Here is a 22,577-nt window from a genome sequence, read left to right as displayed (position 1 = left end):
ATGAAACGCATGCGCAGCAACGCTATGCCCGCAACCCGCAATGCAGACGACACGCCAGACTGGCGGGGCGCCATACTGGCTGATCCGTCGCGCGTGCTGGCTGATGGCGAGCTGATGATTGCGCTGCTGGGCGTGCGCCATGACGGGAACATCGCCGATCTCAATGCGGCAGCCCGCGCGCGCCTGCAGAGTGAAATCACCCTGCTGAAAGCCGCCAATGAAGATTTGCAGGACATGCTGCGGGGCAATCTGGCCGCTCAGGCGAGCGCACATGCTGCTGTGATGGGTCTGATGGACGAGCCGACACTGGCCGCGCTCGACCGCCGTCTGGCAGGCCATACGGCGACCACGCTGGGCCTTGAGGCTGTGCGGGTATGCCTGGAAGGCATCACCGCCCTGCCGCGCGCGATTGCGATACTGCCCGCTGCACCGGGCCTGAAAGCGGCCATGCTTGGCGAAGCGTCCGAACGCCTTGGCGCGCCTGATCCACGCCTTTCCGGGCCGATTTACGGTGTGCAGGCCAGCCGGGTGGCGAGCGAAGCCGTCATCGCGCTTGAGGGGCGCGGCTTTTCCGGCGTGCTCTGTCTGGGTTCCGCACGCCGGGACGCCTTCCGCCCGAGTGATGCGGCCGATCTGGCCCATTTCCTGGCCCGTATTCTCGAACGCCGGCTGGAGGCCCTTCTGCCGCGATGACGCAAGGCGCCGCCCCCACGGCCCTTGTGGCCGGTTTCCTCGCGCATATTGAGGGCGGGCGGCGCTATAGCGCCCACACGGTAAAAGCGTATGAGCGCGATCTGGGTCAGTGGCTCGCCTTTCTGACCGCTCACAAGGGCCGCGCCGTAACGTCAAAAGACCTCTCTGAACTCTCCGGCACGGACTGGCGGGCCTGGCTGGCTGACCGGCGCAGGGAGGGGGCAGGCCCGCGCACGCTGCAACGTGCCCTCTCGGCCGTGCGCAGCTTCTACGCCTTCGTGCGCGCCCGTCACGGCATCGATAATGCCGCGCTGGCATTGGTCGAGGCGCCGCGCGCGCCCCGCCGCCTGCCAAGGCCGGTCAGCGAAGCGGCGGCAAAGGCGATGCTGGACGATGCAGGGACTGCCCATAGCGAAGCCTGGCATGGCGCACGCGATACAGCCGTACTGGCCCTGCTCTACGGGGCGGGGCTTCGCGTGTCAGAAGCGCTTTCACTCACAGGACGCGATTATCCGCTGGCGGATGCCTTGCGTATCACGGGCAAGGGCGGACGCACCCGGCTGGTGCCGGTTCTCCAGCCTGTGCGGGAGGCCGTGGATGCCTATGTCACCGTCTGCCCCTTTCCGCTGGCTGCAGACCAGCCGCTCTTTAAGGGTGCGCGCGGCGGGGCGCTGAATGCGCGCGCGGTGCAGCGCTGTGTCGAGCGTATGCGCGGCGCGCTGGGCCTGCCCTCGACGGCTACACCCCATGCCCTGCGCCACGCCTTCGCTACGCATCTGCTGGCCGGGGGCGGGGACCTACGCGCGATACAGGAATTGCTGGGCCACGCCTCGCTTTCAACCACGCAAATCTATGCCGAGGTGGATACGGCGCGCCTTTTGTCGGTGCATGCGGCTACGCACCCAAGGGCAAGGCGGGCGGCGGGCGGATAGCGCTATGCCGCTGCCGCAGCTTGGCCTGGGCACCGGCTTGCGCCGGTGAAACGCGGATGGCCGGGAGAAGCCATCAATCGAAGGCACCCCATTCTGTCATGGCCCGGCTTGTCCGGGCCACCCATGCCTGAGAGTTTGCCAACTCCCTCGCCCTTCGAGCGCCACTGCGTTCGAAAGAATGAAGGAAAAGCGCAACGAAAGCCCTCATCCTGAGGAGCCCGAAGGGCGTCTGGAAGGACGAGGGCGTGGCGCCCTTGCAGGCATGGATCACCCGCATGAAGCGGGTGATGACAATAGAGGGGCCGGACGATGACAGAACTCCAGCCAATCTCCCCACAAACTTTGCATTGCAAAGTAATTTGAGTTGCGCCATAAGCGTGTGAGCTGATCCGAATCAGCGCATTCGCCGTGTGAAGGAGCCGCGCCCATGAATACCGACCGCAAGACCACCGCCAGCGCCGATCTGGCTTACTTACGCGAGATGGCAGAAGCTGGCGCCAAGGCACCCCTGCTGGGCGGGCGCTTCATGGCCTGGTGGGGCGGGCTGGCAAGCCTGACATTCCTGACCCATTGGGCCATCGTCGCCGGCATTCTGCCGTTGGGCTGGGGGGTACTGCTACCGATGTGGATCGGCTTCATGGTAGTGGGCAGCCTAGGTCAGTTCCTGCTGGTCCGGACGGTACGGCGCAAGCCGGGCGCGGGCTCAATGGGAAACCGTGTGCAGGGTGCCGTCTGGCCGTCCGTTGGCGCCGCCCTGATGGCCTATTTTTTCGGAGTACTGGCCGGCGTTTATGTGGGCGGGCTGCCAGCCGTCTTCTTCAACAGCATGCTGGCCGTAGGGTTTGCCGGTTACGGCATGGGATGGATGGTTGATGCGCTGATCTCGCGCCAGCGTATGCTTCTGATACCCGCGATCATGTCGTTCGCCGCCACGTTCGCCTGCGCCGCCCTGATGATGACTGTCGAAACCTATCTGGTTGCATCAGCAGGCATGTTCCTTGGCACCTTCCTGCCCGGCCTGTGGGTGATGACCAGGGAACCGAAGGACCTGGTGTAGAGTGATGTCGGACTTCAACTCCTCAGACCTCGATGACGTCATTCACGGGCGCATGCGCCTGGGGCTGATGGCGTATCTGGCCAGTGTCGAGGCGGCGAGCTTTGGCGAGCTGAAAGACCGCACCGGCGCCACCGACGGCAATCTGTCCACGCACCTGCGAAAGCTGGAGGACGCTGGCTATGTCGCCATCACCAAGCGCTTTGTCGACCGCAAGCCGCGTACCGACGCGGCCCTGACCGATGCCGGACGCAAGGCCTGGATCGCCTATCTTGATGATCTGAAAAAACTCGTGGGCGAGTAATCAGGCGGGAAAGACAAAGGGCGCCAGGAAGCTGGCCAGCATCGCAATGAGCGGGGCGGCCACCAGGTTGATGCGGAAGCCCGCCTTGATCATCTGCCCCATCGTCACCGCGCCGGACGCATAGACAATGGCATTGGGCGCGGTCGCCACCGGCAACATGAAGGAACAGCTCGCCGCCAGCGCCACCGGCAGGATGAGATGCTCTGCTGGCACACCCGCCGCCGCCGCGACACCGCCCAGCACGGGGAGAAAAGCCGTCGTGGTGGCGACGTTGGATGTCAGCTCGGTCAGGAAGACGACCATGAAGGCAAGGATCAGCACGACGATGGGCAAGGGCAGCTCAGCCACGATCGCCAGGTGAGAGCCGATCCACGCCGACAGCCCCGTCGCGTCCATGGCCGCTGCCAGTGAGAGGCCGCCCCCGAACAGGATGAGCACGCCCCAGGGCAGGCGCTGGGTCGTCTCCCAGTCCATCAGGGCGCGGCCTTTGCCATCGGGCCCTCCGGCAGGGATGAGGAACATGGCCAGCGCGCCCATCATGGCAATCTGCATGTCATTGAGGCTGAGCGTGATGGGCAGGTTCAGCGCTGCCGAGAGCCATGACAGGAGCGGATTCCAGCCAAAGCTTATATCGGGCATGCCGATCAGCACGCCCGGCAGGTCACGCCCCATCCAGAGCAGCGCGACCGTGCCAAACGCCATGGCGACGCGCCGTTCGGGCGTTGTCATGCGCCCTAGCGCCTTCTTCTCGGCGATGACCAGCGCATGACCTTCACCGCTGCCCGCGCGAGACGGGATTTTGAAGGCGAAGCGCGTCAGGATGATCCACGCTGCAGGAATGATGAGCGCGGCGGCGGGCAGGCCCAGCATCATCCATTCAGGAAAGCTGATCGAGCGCTCTACCGTGCGCTCCAGATAGCCAATGGCGATTAGGTTGGACGGCGTGCCGACAGGCGTTGCGAGCCCGCCAATGGAGGCTGAGTAGGCAATCGCCAGTGCCAGTGCGGGCGCGAACATTTTCGCATCGACACCCTCTTTCTCCACCGCTTCGGCGACTTTCAGCGCGATGGGGATCATCATCAGCGTGGTTGCGGTGTTGGAAATCCACATCGACAGCACGCCAGAGGCGATCATGAAGCCCAGAAGCATGAGCGAGGGGCGCGAGCCAAAGGCCGCCACCACATTCAGTGCGATACGCGCGTGCAAATTCCAGCGCTCTATGCCCAGCGCGACGATAAACCCGCCCAGCAATAGCAGCACGATGGGGTCGGCGTAGGGGAAGGCGGCATCGCGGGCGCTGGCAATGCCGAACAGGGGAAACAATGCCAGCGGGACAAGGGCGGTGGCAGCAATCGGAATAGCCTCGCTCGCCCACCAGCTCGCCATCATGAGAGCCAGAGACAGGCACAGCCAGGCCTCACGTGACACGCCGTCAGGAAGGGGAATGCATTGCAGGCCGATGGCCAGCACGATCCCCGTCACCAGCCCGATACGGCGCGGCGTCCACGCAAAATTCACGTGAGAAACTCCCCGGTTTAACCTCGCGCCTCTTCTCGCGGGCGCATTCCCTCAGGATTTAAGCCGGTTTGGCACTGTCAGGGCAACTGACCGGCCCGGACTAATGACCGTCAGATCCGGCTTTCAGCACGAAGCGGCGGTCGCAATAACCGCACTCGACGAAATCATCATCACCCATATCGTACCAGACGCGCGGATGGCCGAGCGCACCGCCGCCGCCATCGCACATGACGCGCTTGGACGTGACCTCGATCACTTCAGGTGCAGGAAAAGCCGCCCGCGCAGCCACGGGTGAATTCACCTTTTCCGCAGGAGCCTTTTCGCGCGTACGGGCCATGTATATCCCCTGATGGCAGTTCAGGCGTGCGCCAGCGTGGACGCCAGTGCGCAAGCCCCTTAAGTTCACTCTGCTTTAGTTTTAGCCGCTACGCGCGTCAATCATCACGCCCGCGCCCGGCTCACACATCCAGGGCCTCAATGCCATGACCCAGCCAGACCTGCCCGATTATGCCATCATCGCCGAAGGCCTTGAAAAGACCTATGCCGGATCGAAGAAACGCGAACCCAAGCAGGCGCTCAAAGGCATTGACCTGAAAGTGCGCCGCGGCTCGATCTTCGGACTGCTGGGGCCCAATGGCGCAGGCAAATCGACCTTCATCAACATCCTCGCCGGGCTGACCAACAAGACCGGCGGCACGGCCAGCATCTGGGGTCATGACATCACCGCAGCCGCGCGTCAGGCGCGCGCCTCGATCGGTGTCGTGCCGCAGGAAATCAATATGGACGTGTTCTTCACGCCGTTTGAGACGCTGGAGCTGATGGCGGGGTTTTACGGCGTACCCAAGGGCGAGCGGCGCTCCGATGAACTGCTTGAGGTGATGGGCCTTGCCGACAAGCGCAATGCCTATGTGCGTCAGCTATCGGGCGGCATGAAGCGCCGCCTCCTGATCGCCAAGGCGCTGGTCCATAACCCGCCCGTTCTGGTGCTGGACGAGCCGACGGCAGGCGTGGATATAGAGCTGCGCCGCCAGCTCTGGGAGTATGTGGTCAAGCTGAACGGGCTGGGCGTTACCATCGTGCTGACGACGCACTATCTCGAGGAAGCGCAGGAGCTGTGCGACGAGATCGCCATTATCGACCAGGGGCGCGTCGTCGCGTGCGAACCCAAGCACAGCCTGCTGCGCCGTCTGGACCGCAAGACGCTGATTATCGAGGCCGAAGACACATTGTCAGCCATTCCAGCCGGGTTTGAAGGGCTGGATGCGGATGTGCGCGAGGGGGCCCTGACCATTACCTACCGGGCCGGCCAGACATCGGTGGGCGATCTCATCGCCCGCTTCAATGAAAGCGGCCAGCGTATCCGCGATCTGAGAACGGAAGAGCCAGACCTGGAGGATGTTTTCCTCGCCCTGACCTATAATGCCGGGCACAATGGCGCGCAGGAGGCCAAGACGGCGCGCTGATCGGCGTGAACCAGGCCGCTTAGCTACCCCCCGGGAGAACCGGCCATGATGCGCTTTTTCAAATCCGTCGGAGCCGCGAGCCTGTGCGCTATTGGACTGGGGCTCGCATTTATCCTGATCTTCCACATCCAGCCGGTCTCGCTCGCAGGCTGGGCCGTGCTCGGCCTTCTGGCACTTGCCGCTTTTGCCACGGCCCTAATTGCCTATCGCTGGATGATGGGCGCAGAATTTTATCCCAAGGACAGCGAAGGCAGCCACGGCGAAGGCTATGCCACCGGCGTCGGATTTGGCCGCGCTTCGCGGCGGCGGCGCGACGAGGAGGATGATCCGGACGCCTCCTTGCGGCGTGGCAGCGGCGGCGTCGACGATAGCGGCGGTGAAGACGGCTTGCTCTGAACAGAATTGCCGATATATGAAATGTTATACATATACAACAAAACGCTTGTGATCTGCACAGGGCGCGATTATAGCTTGCCGTCATGAGAGTCCGGCGTTTCGTGTGAAGGTCCCCTGATGAGTTCGCCCATCTATAACCGCCTGCCCGTGCTGCGCGCCGAACGCAGCCTGTCGCGCAAGGCGCTGGCCGACGCGGTGGGCGTCAACTTCCAGACGATCGGGTATCTGGAACGCGGCGATTACAGCCCCTCGCTCGAGCTTGCCCTCAAGCTCGCCGAGTATTTCGACCTGCCGATAGAAATGATCTTTTCGCTCAAGCCGTTCGAGCCGCTTTCGCGGATCGCGAACCAACGGGATCAGTGACATGTCCTTCTATATGCGTACGGCCAACGGCAAGACTCCCCGGCGCAGCCGCAATGCGATGCGTCTGGCCACAAGCCTCACGCTCTTTGGCTATCCGCTCGGCGGCCTGGTCATGCTCAACGCTCCGCTGGCCGGGGATGGCTCGCCTGGCTTTGTGGTGTCCATGGCGGGGCTTGGCGTCATCGCGATGGCTGTCTTCGCCTTCTTCTACATTGCGCCATCCTACATGCAGCGCATTATCGGCGAGCAGGTGTGCGAGCTGGACGATCTGGAACGCGATCTGCGCCAGAAGGCCTATGCCTTTGCCTATCACGTGCTGACAGGGCTGGTGGCCGCCTTCATTTTCTACCTCGCTGTCGCCAATGATGATACGCGTCTGACCTTGTGGGCGCCGTCCACCTACAGCCACTGGAACACGATCTTCTGGGGGGTGCTGCTTTACTGCTTCACGCTGCCGACGGCCTATCTGGCCTGGACAATGCCTGACATCGCCCACGAGTTTGCCGATGAGGAGCTCGATAGCGAACCAGCCCGCAAGCCGGGCATACGCTGGTGGTTGTGGGGGCTGATCATTGCGGGCGGGCTGGCCGGCTTCATTCTCGCCCGCGTGATAACCTAGCGCGGGCCGCCCTAGCTTTCCTCGATGAAGCCTGCATCCCGGGCCGGATCGAAGCGCGTCAGGCCGCCACTGTTCATGACAGCACGGACCTGCGCCGCGTACGCATCTCCGCTCTCGGCATAGGGGCCGATCTGGCCTACCAGTGCCGGGCCAACAAGCGGGGCGCCCTGCTCGCGCAGCCGGGCACGTTCGGCGCGGAAGCTGGCGAAGTCACGGTGCGTGTTGAAGACATCAACATAGTCTGCTGCCGCGCTGGTGAGGCTCGAAAAACGGCCCTCGCGCGGTGTGCGGCCGTAGAGCGCATTGCGTTCGAGAGCCGCCGTGCTGGAACCCCACCCCGTGGCGAGCGCGGCTTGCGCCGCACCCAGAGAGGGCGGAACAATATCGACGCGCGCCAGCAGATCATCAAGATCGTCATACCGCCCGCCATAGCGCCGTGCCAGCGTATCGCGGCGGGCCTGCTGGGGCAGGCTCAACGGGATGCCGGCCTCTTCCTGGGCGCGCATGACCAGTAATTGCTCGCGCTCTTCCATGATGCGCTCGTTCTGGGCGGCCACCAGTCCGGCGGCAATCCGGCCGAATGTCTCGCGGCGCTCGGCCGGATCCATCGCGTCCCAGTCGGACGGGAAGCTTTCCAGCCGTACCGCACGCATGGAGCCGTCCGGGCCCAGAACGGCCAGCAGCTCGCGCATGTTTAACGGCGAAATGGGTTCACGGCCCGCATCGCGCTCATTGGCGCCGAACGAAACCAGCGCACTTGCCAGCGTGAACCCGATGGCCACAGCCGCGATCATGCCGGCATTGGCCAGATTGCCGCCGCGCTCCAGTGGCGGCGCCACGTTAAACAGGCGCGCGACCGGGCCGGCGGTCCAGCCCTGGATGACCAGAGAGGCGATAACCACCGCAAAAGCCGCGGAGAAGTAAAGGTTTGCGTTCTCGACGCCTGCCAGAACCGGAAAGGCGCCAAGGAAGATCGGCACCGCCCCGCGCAGACCCATCCAGCCGATAAAGGCGCGCTCATTGATCCGGAAGCGCTCCGGCGCGAGACACACAAGCACTGCCACCGGGCGCGCAATGAGAATGAGCACAAAGGCAAGCCCGAGGGCAGGCAGCGCCACTTCTGCGGCGTGGCTGGGCGTAACCAGCAGCCCCAGCATCAGGAACAGGCCGATCTGGGCAATCCAGGCGAGCCCGTCGGAAAAGCGCGCCGTGGCTTCTGCCGCGCGGCGCTTGGGCGCAGAGGCCATCGCCACGCCAGCGAGATAGGCCGCCAGGAAGCCCGAACCGCCAATCACCTCGGCAAACGCAAAGAGGAAGACCGCGCCGGCCGAAGCGAAGATGGGATAAAGCCCGATGGGCAGGCCGATCTTGCGCTCGACATAGGCGATCAGGCGGCCGCCGAACCAGCCAATGGCGCCGCCCGCCACAATCGCCCATATGATCGACAGAGCCGCAATGAGAGGGTCAGGAATGCCCTGCCCGGTCAGCCAGGCCACGAAGGTGACCACGAGGATCACCGCCATCGGATCATTAAATCCGGATTCGGCTTCCAGCGTGGTGGCGACCCGCGGGCGCGCCCGGATGTCCTTGCCTGCAATCAGCATCAGCACGGCTGCGGCATCTGTCGAGGAAACAATAGCGCCCATCAGGGCCGCTTCGACCCAGCCCAGCCCGAACAGGTATTTGGCCGCGAGGGCGGTGATGCCTGCTGTGATGATGACGCCCAGCGTGGCAAGACTGAGCGCGGGGCGCAGCACGCTGCGCAGCCGGCGCAGCTTGGTGCCCAGGCCGCCATCAAACAGGATCAGCGCAAGGGCCAGCGAGCCGAAGAGATAGGCCGTGTCGTGGGCATGGAAGGCGATGCCGCCCGGCCCCTCCTCTCCTGCCAGCATTCCGATGACCAGGAAGATCAGCAATAGCGGAGCCCCGGCCTGCCGCGTCGCGGCAGCCCCTGCAATGGCCAGCAGGACAAGGCCTGCCGCGGCCAGCAAGATGAGCTCGGCTGTATCCATGATGGTTCCGATATAGGCGGTCGGGGCAAGGCAGGGAAGCGCGATCACCGCGCGTCATGGCAATCCGGCACACTCATGCTGCAAACCCGGGCAAAGCACCCGGCACCTTATGCGGTGACTGTCCATTGAATAGTGCCGCCCGGCCCTGTAAGAGAGCGGTTCGACGCACCCGTAGCTCAGCTGGATAGAGCGCTGCCCTCCGAAGGCAGAGGTCACAAGTTCGAATCTTGTCGGGTGCGCCATTTCCCCTGAACCCGCGTCCATGACGTGGAAGCACGTGCTTGCCGGCCGCCATCGCGCGCCTTGCGGCAGGTCCGGATACCGCCATCTTCGCGCCTGCCTGGCGTCACTACCCGGCTAAATTTCCCATTTTGCAGCCGAATTCGCTTTTTCTGTTGTGCGTCCCACCAGGACTAGCAATTAGATTGCGCTTCGACGTCTTGCCGGGGCGGGGGCCAGGCAGATTTGTGGGAAAGTGGGGCCTGCGGGCCGCTGGCATACAGAGGTATCCCAAATGTCTGATCGCCAGTCCGGTACTTGCGGCACAAGCCGCAATGATAGCGCTTTTGTGCCTGTTATTGCCTCCCGCAGACCAGCGCCCCGGCTGCGCGCCGCCCTGATGGGCGCGACCATGCTGGCCGGTGCGGTTTCGGCGGTGGTGCTGGCGCCACAGGACGCCCTGGCTCAGGAAATTGTTGACGGCGGCGATCACGCGATTGTGGATGGCGACGGTCCGGGTGAAGGCGCGCCGGCTTCCAATCGGCCCGGCGCATGGATTCTCGGCGGCTCAACGCTCAGTATCGGTGGTACAGGCGCCGGCTCGCTAACCATCCGAAATGGTGGCCGTGTGGAAAACTTGAACGGCGCCATAGCTGATTTCACAAGCGATTCCACCGGCACCGTCACCGTTACCGGCGCAGGCTCGGAATGGGTCAATAATGGGAGCCTGCTGTTTGTCGGCAGGGAGGGTAATGGCGCGCTGACCATTGAAGACGGCGCCCGGGTGAGAAGCACAACTAGCTATATCGGTATGTTCTCCGATGCCACCGGGGCTGTATCGGTTGCCGGCGCGGGGGCGGAATGGATCAATTCGGACGGGCTGTTCGTCGGCGTGTCCGGCAACGCCACACTCACGATTGCCGATGGCGGCGATGTGAGCGCCGCCAGCGTTGTTCTCGCGTATAATGACTCCAGCTCGGGCACGCTCAATATCGGCGCGGCGGCAGGTGATGCGGCCGTGGCGGCCGGAACGCTGGATACGCCCACCATCGCGTTCGGCGATGGCGGCGGCACTATTGTCTTCAACCATACGGACAACGATTTCGAGCTGGAGGCCGGCATTTCCGGCAATGGCACGATCCGGCTTCTGGCCGGGCGCACCACTCTGAGCGGCAACAACACCTATACCGGCAGTACTTTGCTGGAGGGCGGCACACTGACGCTCGGCTCGGACAATGCGCTTGGCGGTTCCACCCTGCGCACGACGGGCTCGGTGGTGGACTATGCGAACGGCGTGAATATCGCCAACTCCATCATCATCGATTCCAACACCACGCAGTTTCAGGTGTTCACCGGCTCGGCCACGCAGTCCGGCGTGATCTCACAAGCCAGCGGTCCGCGCCCCTTCCAGAAAATTGGCGATGGCGAGCTCATTCTGACGGCGGCCAACACCTGGACGGGCCACACGACGATTTCGGCTGGCGCGTTGACCTTTGATGGCGGCTCGGTGGCTCTGGCGGCGGGCCAGGATTTCTATGTAGGCCGCCTGAATGGTGACAACGGCACGCTCAACATCAGCAATGGCGGCGCGGTCAGCAACCGGATCGGCTATATCGGTGACGCGGCTGGCTCCACCGGAGCCGTCACCGTCACCGGCGCTGGGTCGCAATGGATTAATTCGGTTGATGTGAAAGTCGGCAATTTCGGGGATGGAACGCTGACCATTTCTGATGGCGGAGCGGTCGGGAGAGATATAGGCTCGGTTGGCGTTGCCACCGTGACAGGTACGGGATCGGAATGGATCAATTCGGCAGACCTGTTTGTTGGCTTCGATGGCCAGGGCACCCTGACCATCGAGAATGGCGGGAGCGCCAGCAGCTTGTACGGCTATATTGGAAACTTTGTCGACGCGACAGGTGATGTGACCGTGACCGGCGCAGACAGCACTTGGACCATAGAGCACTTTCTGCGTTTGGGCGCGTTCGGCGGCAATGGCACGCTGACTATTGCCGATGGCGGCGAGGTGAGCGCCGGAAGCGTCACGCTGGCCGGCTTCGCGGGCGGCACCGGCACCATGAATATCGGAGCGGCGGCAGGTGATGCGGCTGTGGCGGCGGGGGCGCTGGACAGCGACACGCTGGCGTTCTGGCACGGCAGTGGCCGTCTGGTGTTCAACCACACGGCGTCTCTGGGCGGTACGGGCCATGTATTCGGTTCTGACATCACTAGCAGTGCCGCCGGTGACGCGCTGATCCGCCAGCTGGCCGGTTTCACGCGCCTGACAGGCGACAGTGCCGGCTATCAGGGTGATGTGGATGTCAGCGGCGGCAGGCTGTCAGTCGATGGCGTTCTGGGCTCTGGTGATGTCACTGCCAGTGTTTCCAATGGCGGCGCGCTGACAGGTTCAGGCACGCTTGATGGCGATGTCACGATCGGGGCTGGCGGGATTCTGGCCGGTCAGTCTGGCCAGACCCTCACCATCACAGGGGATCTGACGCTGCAGGGCGATGGCGCCATCAATGTGGCGCTGGGTGCGCCGGGCGGGGCGGAACTGTTCGCCGTGGGCGGTGATCTGACGCTGGATGGCCTTTTGAATATTTCCGATGCGGGCGGGTTCGGGCCCGGACTTTATGCGCTCCTCACCTATGGCGGCGCGCTCACCGATAATGGCTTTGCGATTGGTGCGGCACCGGGCGGCCTGTTGCCGGGCGAGTTGCAGCTCCAGACCAGCGTGGCGGGCCAGGTGAACCTTGTCTCCAATATCGGCGTCGATCTCCTGTTCTGGGACGGGGATGATCCTGCCAATGCGCTTAATGGCGTGATTGATGGCGGGGACGGTGTGTGGAGCGCGACATCCTTCACCTTCACCGATGCCGATGGCCTGGTGTCCGGCCCGTCCCGCCCCACACCCGGCTTCATCGTGTTCTCCGGCGCGGCCGGCCATGTCACGGCCGATGACAGCGAGGGCGCAATCGAGATCGCCGGGGCGCAGTTCGCGGTCGATGGCTATGTGATTGATGGTGACGCGATCACGCTTGCCGGCAATGGCGATGGCGATGCCATTTTCCGGGTCGGTAACGGCACGGGCGCAGGCGCAGGCTTCACCGCCACCATTGGCTCGGACCTTGGCGGCGATGCGGCTCTGGTGCTGACCGATCTCGGCACGCTCATCCTGACCGGCACCAACAGCTATACCGGCGGGACAGAGGTGCGCAGCGGTACGCTCATCGGCTCCACCAGCTCGATCATGGGCGATATCGCCAATAATGGCGTGGTGGTGTTCGATCAGGCAGGCGATGCGGTGCTGAACCAGTCGCTTTCCGGCGATGGCCTGTTCCGCTTTACCGGCGGAGCGCAGTTCACGCTTGGCGCTGGCAATAGCTATACGGGCGGCACGCAGGCAGACGGCTCCGGCCTTGTACTGACGGCCAGTGATAGCGCTGGCACGGGCGCGATCGCCCTGAGCGATGCGGACCTGACCTATGCTGACGGTATCTCGGTGGCCAATGGGCTGAGCCTGTCTGGCGCCAACAGTCTCATCGTCAGTGCCGGCACCGCCACCCATGCCGGGTCGCTGGCCGGGTCAGGTGATTTCACGCTTGGCGGGGCGGGCACGCTCATCTTCACCGGCAATGGTTCGGCCTTTAGCGGCAACACCGTCATTACCGGCAATGTGCTGGTGAACGGCACGCTGGGCGGCACGGTCGACGTGGCCGATGGCGGTGTGTTGCGCGGCTTTGGCACGCTGGGCTCCACCCGGCTGCTGGCGGGCTCGACCATCGCGCCGGGCAATTCTGCCGGCACGCTCACCATCAATGGTGATCTCGTATTCGAGAGCGGTTCGCTCTATGAAGCCACCGCCCTGCCCGATGGCCAGTCTGACCTTATCGACGTGTCCGGTTCGGTCACGATCAATGGCGGCTCGGTTCTGGTGGTCGGTACAGATAGCGGGTTTGCCGCCAATACCAGCTACACCATCCTTTCGGCGGCCGGCGGCATTACCGGCGAATTCGACAGCGTATCGAGCAATTTTGCCTTCCTGAACCCGAGCCTGTCGCTGACGGGGGGAAGCCTGACCTTGCAGCTGGAGCGCAACAATGTGGACTTTGTCCAGTTCGCGCAAACCCGTAACCAGCGCTCGGTTGCCAACGCCGCGGATACGCTCGGGTCCGGCAATCCGCTCTGGGAAGCCCTGGTATTGCTGGAGGAAGCCGCCGCGCCGCCCGCCTTTGAAGCGCTCAATGGCGAAATCCACGCCACCCATCGCCAGCTGGTAATGGATGATACAATCCACACCCGCCGGGCCGTCACCTCGCGCCTCGCCGCAGCGCGCAGCGAAGAGGCCGGTTCTGCCTGGATCAGCGGGCATTTCGGCGGCGCGCAATCTGGCAGCCACACCGGCGTGTCGCGCGCCTCGGCAGACACGTCCGGCGTAATCTTCGGCATCGACACGCCCGTGTACGATACCGCCCGCATCGGCGTCATGGCCGGGTTTGGCGAGAACAGCTTCAGTCTGAGCGGACGCAGCGCGTCAGGCAGTACTGAAAGCCGTTCGCTGGGCGTCTATGGCGGCGGTCAGTTCGCCGGCTTTGGCCTCAGCGCCGGCGCGATCTATGGCTGGCATGATCTGACCACCCGCCGGGCCATCATTTTCCCGGGCTTTGACGAGCATTTGCGCTCCAGCCACAGCGCCGACAGCGTGCAGGTGTTCGGCGAGGCCAGACTTGCCGGACCGGCGGGGTTCGAGCCCTTCCTCTCGCTGGCCCATGTCCGCCTTGATACGGGAGGCTTCAGCGAAGCGGGCGGCGTAGCGGCACTCGCCATTGACAGCGAGACCCGCCAGATGACGCAAGGCACGCTCGGCACCCGGTTCAGCCATGACTGGCAGACAGGCGGCACAAATGTGCGGTTTGACGGCTCACTCGGCTGGCGGCGCGTGTTCAGCGGTGAACGCCAGTTCGTCTCCGGCGATCTGTCCGGCGCTCCGGTCTTCTTCGAGGGCAATGGTGTGAACCGCGACGCTGCCGCCATCGAGGCAGGCATCACGATCGAACCGATGAGCCGGATGAGCCTCGAGCTCGGCTATGCAGGCGAAATCGGCTCCAACGCCCGCAATCATGGCGCAGAATTCCGCGCAAGATGGGCGTTCTAGGGGCAAGGCGGCAAGCACCTCCTGAAACCGGCCAGTTAGGTTTCAGGGGGCACAAAGGCGGAATACCTGCCAAGCAGGCCGGTATTCCGCCTTGCCATGCGGCACTGCAGCATATAGAGCGGCGCTGAATAGCGCTCCCGCCCTCGCTGCGGCTTGGCGCGCAATCTGACAATCGGTGTCCGGCACCCATGGCTGACCTGAACGCAGGTAGTCAGCGGTCCGGCGCGCGCCTTGCGGGACCGCCTATGACCCTTCCTTCCCTTGATTTCGAGATTCTGCGCCGTATCCGGGCTGAATGGTTTGGCAATGTGCGAGGCGATGTGCTCGCCGGGCTGGTCGTGGCGCTGGCGCTGATACCCGAAGCCATCGCGTTTTCCATCATTGCCGGTGTCGATCCGCAGGTTGGGCTCTATGCCAGCTTTTCCATTGCGGTGCTGATTGCCTTTACCGGCGGCCGTCCGGGCATGATCTCGGCGGCTACGGCGGCCACGGCGGTGTTGATGGTGACGCTAGTGCGCGATCACGGCCTGCAATACCTGCTGGCCGCGACGGTGCTGGCAGGGCTCATCCAGATCGGTGCGGGGGTGCTCAAGCTTGGCTTTGTCATGCGCTTTGTGTCGCGCTCGGTTCTGACCGGCTTCGTCAATGCGCTGGCGATCCTGATCTTCCTGGCCCAGATACCCGAACTCATCAATGTGACGTGGGTGACCTACGCCATGGTCGCAGGCGGGCTGGCGATCATTTACTGCTTTCCGTATCTGACCAAAGCCATCCCCTCGCCGCTGGTCTGCATCATTGTGCTGACAGGGCTCGCCATGTGGCTGGGTATGGATGTGCGCACCGTGTCGGATATGGGCGAGCTGCCCTCCACCCTGCCGGTCTTCCTGATCCCGGACATTCCGTTCAACTTCGAAACCCTGATGATCATCCTGCCCTACTCGGCAGCCGTGGCGATGGTGGGCCTACTGGAATCGCTCCTGACAGCGCAGATCGTCGATGATCTCACAGACACCCCGTCCGACCGCAACCGCGAATGCATCGGACAGGGCATCGCCAATACCGCGACCGGCTTTATCGGAGGCATGGCGGGTTGCGCCATGATCGGCCAGTCCATCATCAACATAAAATCCGGCGGGCGCGGGCGGCTTTCCACGCTGATGGCGGGCCTGTTCCTGCTCTTCATGATCCTGGTGCTGGGAGAGTGGGTGGGACTGATTCCGATGCCCGCCCTGGTGGCCATCATGATCATGGTGTCCATCGGCACCTTCTCCTGGCGCTCGGTGAAGAATCTGCGCGATCACCCCAAAAGCTCCAGCTTTGTGATGATCGCCACGGTGGTTACGGTCATCTTCAGCCATAACCTAGCCATCGGTGTGGGGGTGGGCGTGTTGCTCTCCGGGATTTTCTTTGCCTGGCGGGTCTCACGTAATTTTGCGGTCAGCACCCTTGCCAGCGAGGATGGCCGCGAACGGACCTATACCGTTACCGGCCAGCTCTTCTTCGCCTCTTCGGAGGACTTCATGAAGGCGTTTGATTTCAAGGAAGTGCTGGACAAGGTGACGATAGACCTGTCCGCTGCCCATATCTGGGATCTCTCCAGCGTCGCGGCGATTGACATGGCCGTGCTGAAGTTCCGCCGCGAAGGGGCGGAGGTGGAGCTCAAGGGCATGAACACGGCCAGCCGCACCCTGGTTGACCGTCTTGGCATTCACGACAAACCCGGCGCGCTTGACCGCCTGATGGGCCATTAGGAGGCCGGACATGACCCATATCCTGGCTCTGATTGACGGCTCGATATACGCCAGCAGCGTCTGCGATCACGCGGCGTGGGCCGCCTCGAAAACCGGCGCGAGCGTGGAGCTTCTCCATGTGCTTGGCCGCCGGGATACTGCCAGCCAGCCGGTCAATCTTTCCGGCAATCTCACCCTTGGCGCGCGCTCAGAGCTTCTGGAAAAGCTCGCGCAACATGATGCCGAACGCGCAAAGCTCGCCAAGGAGCGCGGACGGATCATTCTGGACGCGGCAAAAGCCGAGATGGAGGCGGCAGGCGTCAACCCTGTTACCACCCGCCTGCGCCACGGCGATATCGTGGAAGCGATCCACGATGTCGAGGCGGAGGCCGACCTCATCATACTGGGCAAGCGCGGTGAGGCGGCAGACTTCGCCAAGGGCCATCTGGGTTCCAATCTGGAGCGCATCGTGCGAGCCGCCACGAAGCCCGTACTGGCGGCATCGCGGGCGTTCCAGCCCGTGGAACGTGCTCTCATCGCCTATGATGGCGGGGCAAGCGGGGACAGGGCGGTTGCCCATCTGGCCAAAGGCAGGCTGCTGGCCGGAACGCCCATTGATATCGTGTCAGTGGGTGAAGAGACCCCTGAGCGCCGGGCAAAGCTGGACAATGCCGCCGCCCTGTTGAGCGCAGGCGGGCATGAGGTGACGGCGGAAATTCTCCCCGGCAAACCCGAAGAGGCGATCTCGCAGCGCATCACGGCACGCGGTATCGGCCTTCTGGTCATGGGTGCGTATGGTCATTCGCGCATCCGCAATCTGGTCATCGGCAGCACGACGACAGAAATGCTGCGCTCCTGCCCTGTGCCTGTCATGCTGTTCCGCTAGTATCGGGATTGATGACGGAAGAGAGCCTCTCCCCCGAAGCCCTTGATGCACATTTCCGCCCGCCGATAGAAGCGGAGCTGGAACAGCTCCGGGCACTTACCGATGCGGGCAGCGCAGACCGCTCGCCGGTGGAGCTGGACCAGCAGAGTATCGGCCGGGTTTCGCGTATCGACTCGCTTCAGGTCCAGGCCATGGCGCAGGCCGCCGAGCGCCGCCGCACCGCCCGCCGCCGTCATCTTCAGGACGCACTGACCCGTCTGGAGGCGGGCGAGTTCGGCTGGTGCGATGAATGCGGTGAGGCCATCGCGCTGAAGCGTCTGGAAGCCGATCCTGCGGTCACACGATGCGTTACATGCGCCTCGGAGAATGACTGACGCGTAAAATCTGCTACGTGCAGAAGAATGCGGATGCCGATCAGGTTATATGCAGGCCTGAAGGCGTCCATCATGCGCGCCGCAACACAATGGAACAGTAATGGCAGGCTTCAAGGCTCCCGATTTCAACGAACGCAGAGCAGCGGCGCGCGCCGCAAAACAAGGCGCCATAGAGCAATTACGCAACAAGCCCGCGCCCGATCCGGCCGTTCTGGCAGCGCGCAAGGCCGCCCAAGCGGAACGCGAAGAACGCCGGGCGGCCAGAAAGGCCGAGGCGGCTGCGGCCAGGATTGCCAAGGCGGAGGCAGACAAGGCACAGGCGGCGGCAGAGGCCGAAGCAGCGCAGCGGACCGAAGCTGAACTGAAGGCCGCGCGTGATGCCCGCTATGCGGCTCGTAAAGCCCGGCAAAAATGAAACCACGCGAGCTGATTGGCGAGGCCGAGGTTCCCGGCGGCCCGCCGCTGCGGCTGGTCCGGCACGACAATGCCTTCATCATCATGCTGGACCGCAACGAGCTGATGAGCAGCCGCATGAGCGGCTCTGAGAAGGCGCTCGCCATTATGACGTGCCAGAGGCTGGGCGCGCGGCCCGCGCCCCGGCTGCTGATTGGCGGCTATGGGATGGGCTTTACCTTGCGGGCGGCCCTGGCAGAGCTCGGGCGTGATGCCCGCCTTGTGGTGGCAGAGCTGGTTCCCGGCATTATCGAATGGGCACGCGGCCCCATGCAGGCGATGACGCAAGGCTGCCTTGATGACCACCGTGTCGAGCTGCGCATTGGTGATGTCGGCGCAGAAATCGCGGCCGGCAGGCAAAGCTATGATGCAATCCTGCTGGATGTCGATAACGGACCCGACGGGCTGACGCGCCCCGCCAATGATGGTCTTTACAGCGTGCAGGGGCTTGCCAGCGCCCACGCGGCGCTGAAGCCCGGCGGCGTTCTCGCTGTGTGGTCTGCAAGCCCGGACCGGGCCTTCACCCAGAGGCTCAAACACATGGGCTTTCGTGTCGAGGAGGTGAAGGTGCGCGCGCGGGAAAACGGCAAGGGACCGATGCACACGATCTGGTTTGCAACGGCCCCTTAAGCAGTCTTTCATCCGTATCGTCATCAATGCCCGCAAGGGACCGGCCGGGCAAAGCCAGCTGGCACGAACTGGCCATGTCCGGGCGAAGCGGGCTATGGGCAAAGAGCGCGCATGCCGGCATGCATGTCTGGCCGTGAGGGAAGAAGGGGGCAGGGCTGTCGATGAGTGCGCACACGATCATGCCCTTCATCCTGTGCGGCGGGGCCGGCAGCCGGCTCTGGCCCCTGTCAGACGCGCTGCGCCCCAAACCGTTTCTGAGCCTGCCTTCGGGACGCACCATGCTGGCCGAAACGGCACTGCGCCTTGAGGCCGGAGGGCGCACCGATATGGGCTTTCTGCCCGTTACCGCGATAGGGTCTGAACGCCACGGCGCCCTCCTGCGCACGCATCTGCCGGATGCCGCCCTCATTCTGGAGCCGGTGGCGCGCGATTCTGCGCCAGCCGTGGCGCTGGCGGCCCTGTCAGCCTTGCCTCACGCGCTGGTGCTGATCCTGCCTGCCGATCATCATATTGCCCGGCCTGAACGCTTCCTTGAGGCCATCGCCAGCGGGGCAAAGGCTGCCGCGGACGGGCGCATCGTCGTTTTCGGCATCACGCCTGACCACCCGGCGACCGGCTATGGCTATATCCGTGCCTGTGAAGCCGGGGCGGTACGCAAGGTGGAAGCCTTCGTGGAGAAGCCGGACCTCGCCACCGCCAGGGACTATCTCGCTTCGGGCGAATACTTCTGGAATGCGGGCATTTTCCTGTTCCGGGCGGATGTGATGCTGGGCGAGCTGGAGCGGGAGGCGCCGTCTGTGCTGTCGGCAGCGCGCGAGGCGCTGGCAGGCGCAAAAACGGACACGGTTATCGGCGCGCGTATCGTGGCACGCTCTGCCTTTGCGGCGGCCCCGGCCATCAGCATTGATTATGCCGTGATGGAGAAAACGCCTCTGGCAAGCCTGGTCCCGGTAGACATGGGCTGGAGTGATGTGGGTGACTATGCCGCGCTCAAAGCCCTGTCAGAGCCAGACGCGAACGGAAACACGGTGGACGGGCCGGCCGTCCTGCATGGCGTCACCGGAAGCTATGTCCGCAGCGAGGGCCCTGTCATCGCGGTGAAAGGCGTGGACGGACTGGCCATTGCCGCAACCCGCGAGGCGGTCATCGTGACCCGCCTTGACGAGGCGGCCGGTATCAAGCCGCTCGTCAGCGCTGCGCAATCTGTGTCCCCTCTTTCACCGGCGGCGGCGGACTGGGCGCGCCGCTGGCTGTTCGATGACTGTCTGCCCTTATGGGCGCGCACTGCCTGGGACGCAGACAGAGGCGGGTTTGTTGAAACCCTGTCGCTGGATGGCACGTCCCAGCCGGAGCGCGAACGGCGCATGCGGGTCATCCCGCGCCAGATTTTCGCCTTCTCACAGGCCGCCCTGCTGGGCTGGAACAAGGGCGAGGCGCGCCACATCGCGATGCTGGGCCTTGAGTATCTTGATGGCCCGGCCCGCGCATCGGCTGGCGGATGGGTTCACCGTCTGGACCGTTCAGGCAACGCTCTGGACCCAAGACGCGGGCTTTATGACCATGCTTTTGTCATTCTGGCCGGTGCCGCCGCTTTTCAGGCCTTTGGCGAGGCGCGGGCGCTGGAACTGGCGCTGGAAGCGCTGGATTTCGTGACAAGCCGGATGGCGGACAGATCCGGCGAGGGGTTTTACGATCCGGAAATGGCACCCGATGTGCGCGCCGCAAACCCGCACATGCACCTTCTCGAAGCGTGCCTGGCACTCGAGGCCGCCAGTGGCTCTGCCGATGCGCTGGACTGCGCGCGCCTTTGCGTAGAGCGCTTTGAAGACAGCTTCTTCCATCCGGCCAGCGGGGCAGTGGTCGAGGATTTGCACGCAGACTGGTCAAGGGGGAGCGGGCCGTGGCGCACCGAGCCCGGCCATTGCCATGAATGGGCCTGGTTGCTGGCCGAATACGAAGCGCGGACCGGCCATGATCTCATCAGCTGGCGCAGGCGCATGATCGGGTTTGCTGACAGTAAGGGACGAGACCGCCAGAGCGGGTTTGCGCATAACAGCGTGGACACGCAAGGCACTGTTCTGGACGGGAACCGGCGTCTGTGGCCGCAGCTGGAAATGCTGCGCGCGCGCCTGCGCCACCCTGAAACGGCGGCTCCGGGGGAAGCAGAACGCCTGCAGGCGCGGCTTCGCACCACCTATCTCGCCGATGCCTGCAAAGGCGGCTGGATGGACGCCTATGACCGGGACGGAGCGCCGCTGGCAAAGGACATCCCTGCCAGCATGCTCTATCACATCATGACGGCCATCGGACCACTGGCCGCCCGCTAGCGGGGAGCCTTACGGCCGTCCGACACTGGTATAGGACAAGCCGGCTTCCTTCATCTCGGCCGGATCGTAGATATTGCGCAGATCCACCACGACCGGCGCCTTCAGAGCCGTCTTGACGCGATCAAGATCGAGGGCCCGGAACTCGTTCCACTCGGTGATGATGACCACCGCGTCGGCGTCTTCCAGCGCCAGATAGGGGCCGGTCGTGTACTCGACATCTTTCAGAAGCTTCTCGGCCTCCTCGATCCCGGCAGGATCATAGGCGCGAACGCGTGCGCCCTTGGCCTGAAGGGCGGGAATGATGTCGAGGCTCGGGGCCTCGCGCATGTCATCGGTGTTGGGCTTGAAGGTCAGGCCCAGCACCGCGATCGTCTTGCCCGACACGTCCCCGCCACAGGCGGCGATCACCTTGTCGGCCATCGCCCGCTTGCGGGCATCATTGACCCGCACGGTCGCTTCCACCAGCTGCAAGGGCGTGTCTGCCTCCTGCGCGGTACGCACCAGAGCCAGCGTGTCCTTGGGGAAGCAGGAGCCACCATAGCCGGGGCCCGCATGGAGGAATTTCGCGCCGATACGGCCATCAAGGCCGATACCCTTGGACACTTCCTGCACGTTCGCGCCCACGGCCTCGCACAGATCGGCCATCTCGTTGATGAAGGTGATCTTCATGGCCAGGAAGGCATTGGCCGCATACTTGATCAGCTCGGATGTACGGCGCGAGGTGAACACGATCGGCGTCTCGTTGAGGAAAAGCGGCCGGTAGAGCTCGCGCATGATGTCGCGCGCGCGCGCATTCTCGGTGCCGACGACCACCCGGTCAGGACGCTTGAAGTCGTCGATCGCCGCGCCCTCGCGCAGGAATTCCGGGTTCGACACCACGGCAAAGTCCCCGTCCGGGCGCACCTTGCGGATGAGCGCTTCCACCTCATCGCCGGTACCCACCGGGACCGTCGACTTGTTCACCACGACCGTGAAACCGTCCATGACCTGGCCAATTTCTTCGGCAGCCGCATGGACATAGGACAGATCGGCATGGCCATCGCCCCGGCGTGAGGGCGTGCCCACGGCAATGAAGACCACATCGGCTGCGCGCACGGCTTCGGTCAGGTCGGTGGCAAAGTCGAGGCGGCCCTCACGCACATTGCGCTGAACCAGCTGGTCGAGGCCCGGCTCGTAGATCGGCACGCCGCCGGAACGCAGCAGGGCGATCTTTTCCTCGTTCTTGTCGATGCAGGTCACCTGATGGCCGAAATCGGCAAAACAGGCTCCAGAGACCAGGCCGACATAGCCTGTACCGATCATTGCCACGCGCATGGAAAGGGCACTCCGTCATATCTTCCGCTTCTGATCTGCGTAATGCCCGCAATACGGCTTTCAGGCAAGGAACAACACCCGAAACAGGGCCTGCAATGGCTGCGGATCTGTCCAGCTGCGCGCCGGACAAGTATGCCG

19 protein-coding genes and 1 tRNA gene are annotated in these 22,577 nt (G+C 64.0%); 16 read left to right on the top strand and 4 right to left on the bottom strand.

The window, feature by feature from the left end; genetic code table 11:
- Positions 1-9 precede the first annotated feature (9 nt).
- The 4 genes from X907_RS01100 (at position 10) to X907_RS01085 (ending at position 2,983) form a co-directional block, all read left to right on the top strand.
- A complete protein-coding gene (locus tag X907_RS01100; protein ID WP_170175406.1) occupies positions 10-693 on the top strand; it encodes a DUF484 family protein in 684 nt (227 codons plus the stop codon).
- A complete protein-coding gene (locus tag X907_RS01095; protein WP_127565225.1) occupies positions 690-1,625 on the top strand; it encodes a tyrosine recombinase XerC in 936 nt (311 codons plus the stop codon). The genes X907_RS01100 and X907_RS01095 overlap by 4 nt, the downstream gene beginning before the upstream one ends.
- Before the next feature lie 427 nt (positions 1,626-2,052).
- A complete protein-coding gene (locus X907_RS01090; RefSeq protein ID WP_127565224.1) occupies positions 2,053-2,682 on the top strand; it encodes a hypothetical protein in 630 nt (209 codons plus the stop codon).
- A gap of 4 nt (positions 2,683-2,686) precedes the next feature.
- On the top strand, positions 2,687-2,983 hold the full coding sequence (locus X907_RS01085) for a winged helix-turn-helix domain-containing protein (RefSeq protein ID WP_127565223.1): 297 nt from the start codon (positions 2,687-2,689) through the stop codon (positions 2,981-2,983).
- On the opposite strand, the gene X907_RS01080 is transcribed toward X907_RS01085, so the two are convergent.
- Positions 2,984-4,501, bottom strand: coding sequence for an SLC13 family permease (locus X907_RS01080; protein ID WP_127565222.1), 1,518 nt, complete (start codon positions 4,499-4,501; stop codon positions 2,984-2,986).
- A 100-nt stretch (positions 4,502-4,601) separates the two neighbouring features.
- Positions 4,602-4,838, bottom strand: a complete 237-nt coding sequence (locus X907_RS01075; protein ID WP_127565221.1) for a zinc-finger domain-containing protein — start codon at positions 4,836-4,838, stop codon at positions 4,602-4,604.
- Between the two features lie 145 nt (positions 4,839-4,983).
- Between X907_RS01075 and X907_RS01070 the strand changes: the two genes are divergently transcribed.
- From X907_RS01070 to X907_RS01055, 4 genes are all read left to right on the top strand, one after another.
- Positions 4,984-5,964, top strand: coding sequence for an ABC transporter ATP-binding protein (locus X907_RS01070; RefSeq protein ID WP_127565220.1), 981 nt, complete (start codon positions 4,984-4,986; stop codon positions 5,962-5,964).
- 45 nt (positions 5,965-6,009) lie between these two features.
- A complete protein-coding gene (locus X907_RS01065; protein WP_127565219.1) occupies positions 6,010-6,360 on the top strand; it encodes a hypothetical protein in 351 nt (116 codons plus the stop codon).
- A 117-nt stretch (positions 6,361-6,477) separates the two neighbouring features.
- Positions 6,478-6,723, top strand: a complete 246-nt coding sequence (locus X907_RS01060; protein ID WP_127565218.1) for a helix-turn-helix transcriptional regulator — start codon at positions 6,478-6,480, stop codon at positions 6,721-6,723.
- Between the two features lies 1 nt (position 6,724).
- On the top strand, positions 6,725-7,342 hold the full coding sequence (locus X907_RS01055; RefSeq protein WP_127565217.1) for a hypothetical protein: 618 nt from the start codon (positions 6,725-6,727) through the stop codon (positions 7,340-7,342).
- Positions 7,343-7,353: 11 nt separating this feature from the next.
- Here X907_RS01055 and X907_RS01050 read toward each other — a convergent pair whose 3' ends face one another.
- Entirely contained in the window at positions 7,354-9,402 is a 2,049-nt protein-coding gene (locus X907_RS01050) for a potassium/proton antiporter (RefSeq protein WP_127565216.1), read from the bottom strand.
- Positions 9,403-9,519: 117 nt separating this feature from the next.
- Here X907_RS01050 and X907_RS01045 point away from each other — a divergent pair.
- The 8 genes from X907_RS01045 to X907_RS01010 all read left to right on the top strand — a co-directional run bounded on the left by X907_RS01045 (position 9,520) and on the right by X907_RS01010 (position 21,125).
- A tRNA-Arg gene (locus X907_RS01045) sits at positions 9,520-9,596 on the top strand.
- Between the two features lie 272 nt (positions 9,597-9,868).
- Positions 9,869-14,725: an autotransporter domain-containing protein gene (locus X907_RS01040; RefSeq protein WP_127565215.1), complete on the top strand. Its 4,857-nt coding sequence runs from the start codon at positions 9,869-9,871 to the stop codon at positions 14,723-14,725.
- A 245-nt stretch (positions 14,726-14,970) separates the two neighbouring features.
- A complete protein-coding gene (locus X907_RS01035; RefSeq protein WP_127565214.1) occupies positions 14,971-16,476 on the top strand; it encodes a SulP family inorganic anion transporter in 1,506 nt (501 codons plus the stop codon).
- 10 nt (positions 16,477-16,486) lie between these two features.
- A complete protein-coding gene (locus X907_RS01030) occupies positions 16,487-17,341 on the top strand; it encodes a universal stress protein (protein WP_127565213.1) in 855 nt (284 codons plus the stop codon).
- Positions 17,342-17,352: 11 nt separating this feature from the next.
- Positions 17,353-17,715, top strand: coding sequence for a TraR/DksA family transcriptional regulator (locus X907_RS01025; protein ID WP_127565212.1), 363 nt, complete (start codon positions 17,353-17,355; stop codon positions 17,713-17,715).
- Between the two features lie 100 nt (positions 17,716-17,815).
- Positions 17,816-18,130 (top strand): DUF6481 family protein, encoded by a 315-nt coding sequence (locus X907_RS01020; protein ID WP_127565211.1) that lies wholly within the window; start codon positions 17,816-17,818, stop codon positions 18,128-18,130.
- A complete protein-coding gene (locus tag X907_RS01015; protein WP_127565210.1) occupies positions 18,127-18,798 on the top strand; it encodes a spermidine synthase in 672 nt (223 codons plus the stop codon). Before X907_RS01020 ends, X907_RS01015 begins: the two co-directional genes overlap by 4 nt.
- A 161-nt stretch (positions 18,799-18,959) precedes the next feature.
- Positions 18,960-21,125 carry an AGE family epimerase/isomerase gene (locus X907_RS01010; protein WP_127565209.1) on the top strand — a complete coding sequence of 722 codons (2,166 nt, stop codon included), beginning with the start codon at positions 18,960-18,962 and terminating at the stop codon, positions 21,123-21,125.
- A 9-nt stretch (positions 21,126-21,134) separates the two neighbouring features.
- On the opposite strand, the gene X907_RS01005 is transcribed toward X907_RS01010, so the two are convergent.
- The gene (locus X907_RS01005; RefSeq protein WP_127565208.1) at positions 21,135-22,439 is read right to left on the bottom strand and encodes a UDP-glucose dehydrogenase family protein; all 1,305 of its coding nucleotides are present in this window, start codon (positions 22,437-22,439) and stop codon (positions 21,135-21,137) included.
- Positions 22,440-22,577: the final 138 nt, after the last annotated feature.

Source organism: Glycocaulis alkaliphilus, assembly GCF_004000605.1.
Classification (GTDB): Bacteria; Pseudomonadota; Alphaproteobacteria; order Caulobacterales; family Maricaulaceae; genus Glycocaulis; species Glycocaulis alkaliphilus.
The sequence above is the reverse complement of the archived record's forward strand: the minus strand, read 5'-3'. Positions and strand labels throughout refer to the sequence as shown.

What these genes read in the sequence shown, in the direction of transcription:
- X907_RS01055 (WP_127565217.1), top strand. Translation starts at nt 6,725, where the DNA reads ATGTCCTTCTATATGCGTACGGCCAACGGCAAGACTCCCCGGCGCAGC.
- X907_RS01060 (WP_127565218.1), top strand. Translation starts at nt 6,478, where the DNA reads ATGAGTTCGCCCATCTATAACCGCCTGCCCGTGCTGCGCGCCGAACGC.
- X907_RS01020 (WP_127565211.1), top strand. Translation starts at nt 17,816, where the DNA reads ATGGCAGGCTTCAAGGCTCCCGATTTCAACGAACGCAGAGCAGCGGCG.
- X907_RS01005 (WP_127565208.1), bottom strand. Translation starts at nt 22,439, where the DNA reads ATGCGCGTGGCAATGATCGGTACAGGCTATGTCGGCCTGGTCTCTGGA.
- X907_RS01015 (WP_127565210.1), top strand. Translation starts at nt 18,127, where the DNA reads ATGAAACCACGCGAGCTGATTGGCGAGGCCGAGGTTCCCGGCGGCCCG.
- X907_RS01010 (WP_127565209.1), top strand. Translation starts at nt 18,960, where the DNA reads ATGAGTGCGCACACGATCATGCCCTTCATCCTGTGCGGCGGGGCCGGC.
- X907_RS01090 (WP_127565224.1), top strand. Translation starts at nt 2,053, where the DNA reads ATGAATACCGACCGCAAGACCACCGCCAGCGCCGATCTGGCTTACTTA.
- X907_RS01075 (WP_127565221.1), bottom strand. Translation starts at nt 4,838, where the DNA reads ATGGCCCGTACGCGCGAAAAGGCTCCTGCGGAAAAGGTGAATTCACCC.
- X907_RS01065 (WP_127565219.1), top strand. Translation starts at nt 6,010, where the DNA reads ATGATGCGCTTTTTCAAATCCGTCGGAGCCGCGAGCCTGTGCGCTATT.
- X907_RS01095 (WP_127565225.1), top strand. Translation starts at nt 690, where the DNA reads ATGACGCAAGGCGCCGCCCCCACGGCCCTTGTGGCCGGTTTCCTCGCG.
- X907_RS01040 (WP_127565215.1), top strand. Translation starts at nt 9,869, where the DNA reads ATGTCTGATCGCCAGTCCGGTACTTGCGGCACAAGCCGCAATGATAGC.
- X907_RS01100 (WP_170175406.1), top strand. Translation starts at nt 10, where the DNA reads ATGCGCAGCAACGCTATGCCCGCAACCCGCAATGCAGACGACACGCCA.
- X907_RS01025 (WP_127565212.1), top strand. Translation starts at nt 17,353, where the DNA reads ATGACGGAAGAGAGCCTCTCCCCCGAAGCCCTTGATGCACATTTCCGC.
- X907_RS01030 (WP_127565213.1), top strand. Translation starts at nt 16,487, where the DNA reads ATGACCCATATCCTGGCTCTGATTGACGGCTCGATATACGCCAGCAGC.
- X907_RS01070 (WP_127565220.1), top strand. Translation starts at nt 4,984, where the DNA reads ATGACCCAGCCAGACCTGCCCGATTATGCCATCATCGCCGAAGGCCTT.
- X907_RS01035 (WP_127565214.1), top strand. Translation starts at nt 14,971, where the DNA reads ATGACCCTTCCTTCCCTTGATTTCGAGATTCTGCGCCGTATCCGGGCT.
- X907_RS01085 (WP_127565223.1), top strand. Translation starts at nt 2,687, where the DNA reads ATGTCGGACTTCAACTCCTCAGACCTCGATGACGTCATTCACGGGCGC.